The organism is Mycobacterium sp., assembly GCF_046091765.1.
Taxonomy (GTDB): Bacteria; Actinomycetota; Actinomycetes; order Mycobacteriales; family Mycobacteriaceae; genus Mycobacterium.
The window spans coordinates 1-8,697 of record NZ_JBJTCF010000112.1; the positions used below are offsets into that span (position 1 = coordinate 1).

Annotated in this window: 10 protein-coding genes; 5 read left to right on the plus strand and 5 right to left on the minus strand. The window is 67.9% G+C overall.

All coding sequences use genetic code 11. The features are described from left to right. Window position 1: 1 nt before the first annotated feature. On the plus strand, window positions 2-1,180 hold the full coding sequence (locus tag ACKOB8_RS12430; RefSeq protein WP_526377657.1) for an LCP family protein: 1,179 nt from the start codon (window positions 2-4) through the stop codon (window positions 1,178-1,180). 7 nt (window positions 1,181-1,187) lie between these two features. On the opposite strand, the gene ACKOB8_RS12435 is transcribed toward ACKOB8_RS12430, so the two are convergent. Continuing rightward, on the minus strand, window positions 1,188-2,012 hold the full coding sequence (locus tag ACKOB8_RS12435) for a glycerophosphodiester phosphodiesterase (RefSeq protein WP_526377659.1): 825 nt from the start codon (window positions 2,010-2,012) through the stop codon (window positions 1,188-1,190). 4 nt (window positions 2,013-2,016) lie between these two features. Then, window positions 2,017-3,090: a DUF4328 domain-containing protein gene (locus ACKOB8_RS12440; protein WP_526377661.1), complete on the minus strand. Its 1,074-nt coding sequence runs from the start codon at window positions 3,088-3,090 to the stop codon at window positions 2,017-2,019. 493 nt (window positions 3,091-3,583) lie between these two features. On the opposite strand from ACKOB8_RS12440, the gene ACKOB8_RS12445 reads away from it, so the two are divergent. Together ACKOB8_RS12445 and ACKOB8_RS12450 are read left to right on the plus strand one after the other, a co-directional pair. Then, window positions 3,584-3,742, plus strand: coding sequence for a hypothetical protein (locus tag ACKOB8_RS12445; RefSeq protein ID WP_526377663.1), 159 nt, complete (start codon window positions 3,584-3,586; stop codon window positions 3,740-3,742). A gap of 93 nt (window positions 3,743-3,835) precedes the next feature. Next, on the plus strand, window positions 3,836-4,459 hold the full coding sequence (locus tag ACKOB8_RS12450; RefSeq protein WP_526377665.1) for a superoxide dismutase: 624 nt from the start codon (window positions 3,836-3,838) through the stop codon (window positions 4,457-4,459). Here the strand turns inward: ACKOB8_RS12450 and ACKOB8_RS12455 are convergent. From ACKOB8_RS12455 to ACKOB8_RS12465, 3 genes are all read right to left on the minus strand, one after another. Further along, entirely contained in the window at window positions 4,446-4,664 is a 219-nt protein-coding gene (locus ACKOB8_RS12455) for a hypothetical protein (RefSeq protein WP_526377667.1), read from the minus strand. The genes ACKOB8_RS12450 and ACKOB8_RS12455 overlap by 14 nt on opposite strands. A 139-nt stretch (window positions 4,665-4,803) precedes the next feature. Further along, entirely contained in the window at window positions 4,804-5,655 is an 852-nt protein-coding gene (locus ACKOB8_RS12460; protein ID WP_526377669.1) for a hypothetical protein, read from the minus strand. A 102-nt stretch (window positions 5,656-5,757) separates the two neighbouring features. Further along, complete coding sequence (locus tag ACKOB8_RS12465; protein WP_526377671.1) at window positions 5,758-6,012, minus strand: hypothetical protein; 255 nt, start codon at window positions 6,010-6,012, stop codon at window positions 5,758-5,760. Window positions 6,013-6,254: 242 nt separating this feature from the next. Between ACKOB8_RS12465 and ACKOB8_RS12470 the strand changes: the two genes are divergently transcribed. Further along, window positions 6,255-6,740 carry a hypothetical protein gene (locus tag ACKOB8_RS12470; protein WP_526377673.1) on the plus strand — a complete coding sequence of 162 codons (486 nt, stop codon included), beginning with the start codon at window positions 6,255-6,257 and terminating at the stop codon, window positions 6,738-6,740. Between the two features lie 119 nt (window positions 6,741-6,859). Continuing rightward, window positions 6,860-8,668 carry a DUF4012 domain-containing protein gene (locus ACKOB8_RS12475; protein WP_526377675.1) on the plus strand — a complete coding sequence of 603 codons (1,809 nt, stop codon included), beginning with the start codon at window positions 6,860-6,862 and terminating at the stop codon, window positions 8,666-8,668. Window positions 8,669-8,697: the final 29 nt, after the last annotated feature.

An 8,697-nucleotide genomic window follows, 5' to 3' on the forward strand; every position in this document is an offset into this window, starting at 1 on the left:
GCTGGCGCCCAGCAGACCGCCGGCCGCGGCGGCCCCGCCGGCGCTGCGGACTCCGGTTCCTCCCGTTCCCCCCGCACCGCCGACGCACCGGCCGCCGCCTCCGCCGGCGCGTGCGGCCGGGACCCGCGGCGCACCCGCGCATCGGCAGGCCCGGCCGGTCCGGCACGCCGCTCCATCCCCGCCGCGCCGGCGCGCGGCACCGACCGCGGTCCGCACGCGTCGCCGCGGCCGGCGAATCCTGCTCACCGCGTGGGTGCTCCTGCTGGTGGCGATGACCGCGACGCTGGGTACGGCGACGTGGATCGAGTTGTCGCTGCAGCGCGCCGCGGTGTTCACCGAGTACCCCGACCGTCCCGCGCCGGGGGCGGGCACCAACTGGTTGCTGGTCGGATCGGACAGCCGGGAGGCGATGACGCCGGAGCAGCAAGCCCAGCTGTCCACCGGTGGCGATCTGGGCAGCGGCCGAACCGACACCATCCTGCTGGTTCACCTCAGCGGCGTCGGCTCGACCGAACCGACCACGATCGTCTCGATTCCCCGCGACTCCTATGTGGATATCCCCGGCTACGGCACCGACAAGATCAACGCCGCCTTCGCCGCGGGCGGACCGACCCTGCTGACCCAGACCGTCGAGCAGGCCACCGGTTTGCGCCTCGACCACTACGTCGAGATCGGGTTCGGCGGTTTCGCGGACGTCGTCGACGGCATCGGTGGCGTGCAGATGTGCCCGGAGGAACCGGTCAGCGACCCGCTGGCCGGCATCGATCTTCCCGCGGGCTGCCAGCACCTCGACGGGTCCACCGCGCTGGGATATGTGCGCAGCCGCGCGACGCCGCGCGCGGACCTCGACCGGATGGTGCACCAGCGGCAATTCATCTCGGCGGTGCTCGACCGACTTGCCAGCCCCGCCGTCTGGCTTAATCCGTGGCGCTGGTTCTCCGTCCCGCGCACCGCCGTGCGGGCGCTGACCTTCGACTCCGGCGCGCACGTCTGGGACCTCGCCCGGTTGGGCGTCGCACTGCGCGGCGCGAGCGACGCGCTGACCGTGCCGATCGGTGAATTCCTCGTCAACGACTCCGGCGACGTCGTGGTGTGGGACACCACCGTGGCGGCCGCCCTGTTCGACGCCCTGCGCACCGACTCACCCATTCCGCAGGAGGTCCGCGACGCGCAGCCGTGAGCCCGGCTCAGTCCCGGCCGGCGCCGGTCAGTCCGTTGTGCAGCCACGCCTTCGTGCGGCCGGGGTGATTGGTGGCGATCCACCCCACCCCGAGATCGCGGCAGAACTCGACGTCCTCGTAGTGGTCGACGGTCCAGCAGTACATGGCGCGGCCCTGAGCGGCGGCGCGGTCGACCAGATCGGGGTGCTCGCGCAACGTGGCGATCGACGGGCCGACGGCGGTGGCGCCCACCGTCGTGGCGGCGCTGCCACCCAGGTAGCGCGACGTCTCGCCGAGCAGGACGGTCGGCAGCATCGGTGCCGCCCGGCGAATCCGCCACACCGCGGCGGCCGAGAATGACATCACCACCGCCCGCGACAGGTCGGCCGACGGCGGCGAGGCGAGCCCGTAACGGTGCAGCAGGGCCAGCACCTTGCTCTCGACGAGGGCGCCGAAGCGCACCGGGTGTTTGGTCTCGATGAAGATCTTCACCGGCCGGTTCCAGTCGAGAACCAGTCCCAGCAAGTCGTCGAGGGTGAGCAGGCCGGTATCCCCGAGCGGACCGTCGGCGCGCCCGCCGCTGTGCCAGGCACCCCAGTCGAATTGCCGGAGTTCGGCGAGGGTCATGTCGCTGACCAGTCCGGTGCCGTTGGAGGTGCGGTCCACCCGGCGGTCGTGCACGCAGACCAGATGGCCGTCACTGGTCAGCCGGACATCGCACTCCACCCCGTCGGCGCCCTCCTGCAAAGCGAGTTCGTAGGCGGCCAGGGTGTGTTCGGGCCGGTCCGCGGAGGCACCGCGGTGGGCGACCACGAACGGGTGCTCACCACGTGGAGCGTCCATTGCCGGCATGTCCCTATGCTGCCGGTTCCCGGCGTTCGGACTCAACAGCTGACGGGGATTGATCCGATTCGACGGACAGATCCTCCTCCGGGGAGACCTCGCCACGGCGGTCCTCGGGCACGATGACCCAGCGGTGCAGCGACCGGCCCGCCGGCATCCGGACGAAACCCTCGAACACCCGCCAGAGCAGCAGCAGTGAGGCCATCCCGGCCACGTAGGCGATGATCACCGTGACGGTGTTGTCGGCCACCGCCTGGGGTTCGGAAGCCGCACTGGTCCAGATCGCCCACCCCGAGACCGCCGTCGACACCACCCACGCGATCCACCAGGCGAGGATCGGACCGCGCTGCCGTGCCAGGGACTGCTCGGCGTGGGCCAGTTCGATGACGAACACCGGCGCCCAGACGAGGTTCACCACCGGGATCAGACAACCGGCCCACAGCGACCACTCCGGCCGGGGATCGGGCCGGTCCCGAAAGTCAGGGTTGTAGTAGGCGAACACCGTGGCACGCCGATCGATGAGCCAGGAGGTCAGCACCACCGCGGTGACGAAGACCGCCGCGATCGCCGCCAGGCTCACCAGCACGCCGATCCACAGCGCCGGAGTGGCGATCCAGGGGGACAGCAAGATGGTGCGGTTGATCAGCAGCAGCAGGTAGCGGCCGATGTGCACGAGCGCGGCCAGCGCGAAGATGGCCGTCGCCGCCAGCAGCGTTGCCCGCACCGCAGTGGCAGACGCGCTGCGAACCCGCGCCCGCTCGGCGTGCGGGACGGTCGGGGCGACCTGGTCGGCCAAACCCCACCGCGGGATGTACTGGTAGCGCGGGGTCGGGCCCAGCGGCCGGCGGCGCGCTCGCGGCGGCGGCGGGGGCCCCGGTCGCACCGCGATCCACCGATAGCCCGCGGGCAGCCGCCCGCCGCCGCGCTGCGGGGTCGGCGGGCGAACCGGAGTCCGCAGCGCCGGCGGGGCCGCCGCGGCCGGCGGTCTGCTGGGCGCCAGCAGCGCACCGTGGCATCGGGGGCACCAGGCGCGTTGACGGTCGCCCACGTTCCAGGGTGTCGCACACCGCGAGCAGACCTGAATCACCGCACCAGACTAGCGACCGCGGGTCGCACCCGGCGTTCCGCTGGCGCTACCCCTTTCGGCACGAAGTGCCGATATGCAGCGGCGTCGTTTCAGCAACGCGGTGCTATCCACAGTTTCCACAGCGTTATCCACACGTGCCCGGATTTTTGCGCCCACCGACCGGAAAAGAGCACTGCTGGGGGCGGGCGGAGGTTGGCCGCCACGAGCGGACCTGTGGATAACTTCGCCTCTCCCCGCGCCGGAAATCAACAGGCCGACGGGCGCCGAGCGAAATCGCTTGGCCGACTAACAGTCCTCAGCCGCCCCGAGACACGCCGCAGGACACGCCAGGCCGACCCGCCGGCGAACCGGACGTTGCCCGGCTTCTGCGGACCGTCTGACGGGACACGACTCCGCGGTTATGATCGGCGTCACAGAGCCGAGAGCACGTCGAGGGCACAGGGGTCAGCATGAGGTCACCACTGGGGATACCCCGCACAGGATCCGGGAAAACGTGACGGCGTCCGGCCCGATCTCGCCCCAGTCGGGAAACACCCAGCCCTGGTATGGATACGCGTCCGCAGCCAGTGGGTCTCAGCAAGCTGCCGCCCTGCGCGCCGCCGTGATCGCTCTGGTTCTCCTGGCGGCGCTGGCGCTGGTGATCTGGATCTGATCACTCCCCGCAGTCGGCCCGCGCAGGCCGGCACGAGCAGCACAAGCAGCACGAGCAACACAGTGATCAACAGTGGAAGGACGAAGGATTTCCGTGGCCGAATACACCTTGCCCGATCTGGACTGGGACTACAGCGCACTGGAGCCGCACATTTCGGGCCAGATCAACGAAATTCACCACACCAAGCACCACGCCGCCTACGTCAAAGGGGTCAACGACGCGGTGGCCAAGCTTGAGGAGGCCCGCGCCAAGGACGACCACGCCGCCATCTTCCTCAACGAGAAGAACCTCGCCTTCCACCTCGGCGGACACGTCAACCACTCGATCTGGTGGAAGAACCTGTCCCCCGAGGGCGGCGACAAGCCGACCGGGCAGTTGGCGGGCGCCATCGATGACGCGTTCGGCTCCTTCGACAAGTTCCGCGCCCAGTTCACCGCGGCCGCCAACGGCCTGCAGGGTTCGGGGTGGGCCGTTCTGGGCTACGACAGTCTCGGCGACCGGCTGCTGACCTTCCAGCTCTATGACCAGCAGGCCAACGTGCCGCTGGGGATCATCCCGCTGCTCCAGGTCGATATGTGGGAGCACGCCTTCTATCTGCAGTACAAGAACGTCAAAGCCGACTACGTCACGGCGTTCTGGAACGTCGTCAACTGGGCGGACGTCCAGAACCGCTACCAGGCGGCGACCGCCAAGACCCCGGGCCTCATCTTCGGCTGACACCCGCGTCAGACGCCGGCGGTCCGGCCGGCGGCGAGACTGGTGTGCGGTTGGCAGTCGTGTCCTCTTGCATGCCGGCCGCGATGTGGCCCATGCTGATGCGATCCGAGCCCTTGAAGGGTTCCAGGGCTGCGCTGAGTGCCCCGTACAGGTGGTGGGCCGGGGTGTCGGCGGGGATGGCGACGGTGACGGTGAAATGGGTCATCAGATGATCCCACTCGGTAAGGGGCCAAACCTCGCGGATCTGGCCGTATGTGGTGCGGCGTCGAACTGGTGCCGCTGACGGCAATGCTACTGGGGCACACCGACAAAAACCGTTTCCCGCCCTTACCGAGACAACCGTCCTAGGAGGCCTCCTTGGCGGCCCGGTGTTTGAGGTGGCTGGCGGTGTTGACCAGCTCGGGGCTGGGGGTGAGTCCGTAGCGGATCATCTGGCGCAGAAGCGAACCGGGCTGGACTCCCATGCGCTCGGCGATGCGCAGATCGGTGAACCCCAGCATCCTGAACTCGCTGTACACCTCCACGAAGCCGGCCCGCTTGCGGGAGCCGAAGTCGGGGCGGGCGGTGGTCTCGTCGAGGAGGTCTTCATCCCAGGCCAGCGGCGGCGCCCAGCCGCGGTCTTTGGCCATCCGGCGGGCCTGATCGCTGGCCCCGGGGGTCATCTGCAGGCCGCTGAACACGGCGGCGGCGGCGCGGGCCACACCGGCGGTGACGGCATCCGGCTTGCCGCCGAGCAGGCCGTTGACGACGTCAAGGGGAAGCTCGAGGCAGTGGGCAAGCGCGGTGGCGGGATGCCCGGCGGCGACCAGGGCGCGCAGGCGGCGCACGGTTCCCAGAGCGGGTACCGGGTCGGCGTCGTGGATTCCTTGGTGCAGGGTGCGCGGCACCGGCAGCGCCAGAATGCGGGCGGCGTGGGCGGCCCCGATCCGGTAGCCAGGCGGGGTGCCGGCCTCGGCCCGCCCGGAGGACATCCATTGGATCGTTTTGCGGTTCAGGCCGCCGTCCAGGGCGATCTGGGCTTCAGACACACCGGCGGCGAGCAGGGCGTGGATGTGGCGGCGCAACCGGGTCAGCACCGCGGCGGGAACCTGCTGGGCGGGGCGGTGCTGCTGCTGGGTGGAGAAGTGGTGCCAGCTGCAGTGGCCGCCCCATCGAGCCGGGCGGCCGCAGCCGGCGGTGCACACCTGAACGGTCATCGCTGTTCTGCCTTCCGTCATCTCGTTGCGACAACCGGAAGTACCGGCGAGGCCGGCGATTTCCGTCACCCGGGGCCGCTGAACAGCCCTGACCGGGGCTGATCAGCGTGAACCGGCGGCACGGTCGATGGCGGCGACGTCCAGATCGGCCGGTAGCGGCCAGTGGTTGCGGCGGCCGTCGTTGACCGCCCGTGCGGAGGGCCCCGGCGTGTTCTTGAGCTCTTCGAACAGGGCGGCGACCTTGCGGGCGGTGGCGGCGGTGACGCGGGTGGTGGTGTCGGCGAACAACCGAGTGGCGTTGCCTGGCGCGATACCCAGGCGGTCTGCCAGCGCACCGCGCGGATGGCCGTCTCGCAAACGGACGCCGTCGCGCCGCAATCGCGACAAACTTTTCCGGTATTCAAACGGTTGGGGAATAGGTTGGGGAACAGACCGTATCCCCGATTAAGCCATGCTGTGAGGCGCCTGAAATTTACCAAAGTGACAAAGTGCCCTGAGTTTGCTGGACAAGTTGACAACCCTCAGTGACGGTGGAATGCTTTCGATCAGATCTTGAGGCAAGCAGGCCTTCGATCGCATTTGTGAACGGGGAACGACTGATGGGACCTGAGATAAACGCTGCAGTCAACAAACTTCAGATCGGCACGGCGGCCGTCCCCCTGCCCGCCGCCGCCGCGAACACCCCGGTCGCCGCACAGGCCGACAAATTCGCGCTGGCGCCCTCGCTGTCGAACGCGGGTCCCGTCCTGACCTGGGGCTATGACCAACTGGACGCCGCGCTGATCGCCCAGCAGAACGACGGCCCTCGGGCTGCCGCCGTGGGTGCCACCCCGGCCGAACTGCTGCAGTACCTGGTCCAGGGCATCGCCGACGGCATCGCCGGCATCGTCCGCGGAACCGTCGTGATCGTCGGAACGACGGCCTACGTCGCGATCGCCTTCACCGGCGGTCTGATCACGACCGTCGGGAACTTCCTGCCGGGCCCGGTCGGTGACGCCTTGGTCAACTTCGGCACCGCGGTGGACAACGTGGCGAACGCGGTCGCCGAGGCCCTGCGGGTGGGGCCGTACGCCACCTTCGCCTAGCACTTGAGGCGTAACAGCGAATCGTCAGTTGTCCTGGTGGCAACTGACGATTTGTTTTTGACCAGCGCGGGGGCGCTCTGTGAGAGCCTGAACAGTCGGGGGATTGGGAGAGTGAGCGAGTGAGACTTCCGCAGCGCGCCGACGATTTCGACGACGATGAGCGGCCGTGGTTCAAGCGGCGCAATGTCGTGCTTGCTGCGCTGGTCTCCCTCGCCGTAGTACTCGTGTTCGGCGGCTGGCTCGGGTTCAAGGCACTGGCGGCGAAGAGCAGTCTCGAACAAGCGCGAGACAGTGCGCAGCAGGCCAAGGATGCGCTGTTGGACGGCAACACCTCTGATGCGTCGCGCTTCGCCGGCGAGGCGCAATCACATGCCCAAGCGGCCCGCGATGCGACGCACTCCGTGCCGTGGAGCATCGCTTCTGCGGTGCCGTTTTTGGGCAGTCCGTTCAAGACCGGGCAGCAGATTTCCGATGTGGTGCTGGGATTGGCCGCCTCTGTGTTGAAGCCGACCGCGGAAGCCGGCCTGGACGTTGCGCCGAGTCAGTTGTTCGCCAACGGACAGCTGAACGTCAAGGCCTTGCGCGACGAAGGACCGACGCTGAGCACAATTGCCGGCGACGCCGAACGCATCAACACCGAAGCACAGGCGATAACGAACCCGCGATTCGTCCCGGTGCTCGGTGACGCCCGGTCGCAACTGCAGGCCCAAACGGCCGATATCGCCTCACTGATGAGCAACACGGCACTCGCGGCGAAGCTTGCACCGTCAATGATGGTTGCCGATGGCCACCGCAGCTATTTCATGGGCTTCCAGACCAACGCCGAAGCCCGAGGTACCGGCGGCCTCATCGGCGGATTCGCGATCCTGCAGTTCGACAACGGAAAGCCGCAAGTCGCCGATCTCGGCTCCAACATCGAGTTGTACAAACTGACCGCCGACGTGGACCTCGGTCCCGAGTTCACCGAGCAGTACGGGTTCACCAATCCGTTGACCGATATCCGCAACAGCAACCAGAGCGCCCATTTCCCGTACACCGCGCAAATCTGGAAATCCATGTGGGAGCGGCAAACGCGGACCAAGATCGACGGTGTCATCGCCATCGACCCCGTTGCGCTGAGCTACATCCTCGGCGCCACGGGGCCGGTGACGATGCCCGGCGGCGAGGTCGTCTCCGCGGAGAATGTGGTGGAGTTGACCGAGTCCACTGCTTACATCCGGTACCCGGACGACCAGGAAGCCCGCAAGGAGTACCTGCAAGGCATCGCGCGGGAAGTCATTAAGAAAATGACCGGAGAGATCGCGTCGCCCGGTCAACTTCTGGAGGCCCTCGGCAGAGCCACCAACGAACGCCGGATTGCGGTGTGGAGCGCAGTGCCGGATGAGCAGAAACTGCTGGAGGAGACGCCACTCGCTCACATCATCCCCGACGACCCGGCGCCGTACGCCGGCGTTGTCATCAACAATTTGGGCGGCAACAAGATCGACTACTACCTGACTCGGCAGATCGAGTACGCCGCGGATGGGTGTGACGGCGATACCCGTCAGTCGACCGTGACAGTCCGGTTGACCAATACGGTGCAGAATGCTGATGCTTTACCTGAGTACGTCGCAGGCAGATTGGGGTTTCATCCCGAGATCAAGGCAGACATCCCCAAGGGCACGATGCTCACATCGGTCCGGCTCCTGGCAACCAAGGACGCGCGGCTGAGCAACCTGCTCGTCGATGGCCAGAGAACACCGGTGTTTCAAACGACCGAGCGCGGCCACCCGACTTTTGAGGCTCAGGTGGCGATCCCGCCGGGAAAGTCTGTGGAGTTGGTGTTCCAACTGTCTGAGCCGACGATCCAGGGCGAACCGCGCGTCCCTCTACAGCCGCTAAGGGATGAGGTAACGCCCGTCGTGTCGGTCCCAGCATGTTCGCCGTGAGCCGGCGGGCAGTGCGACACCAGACAGCC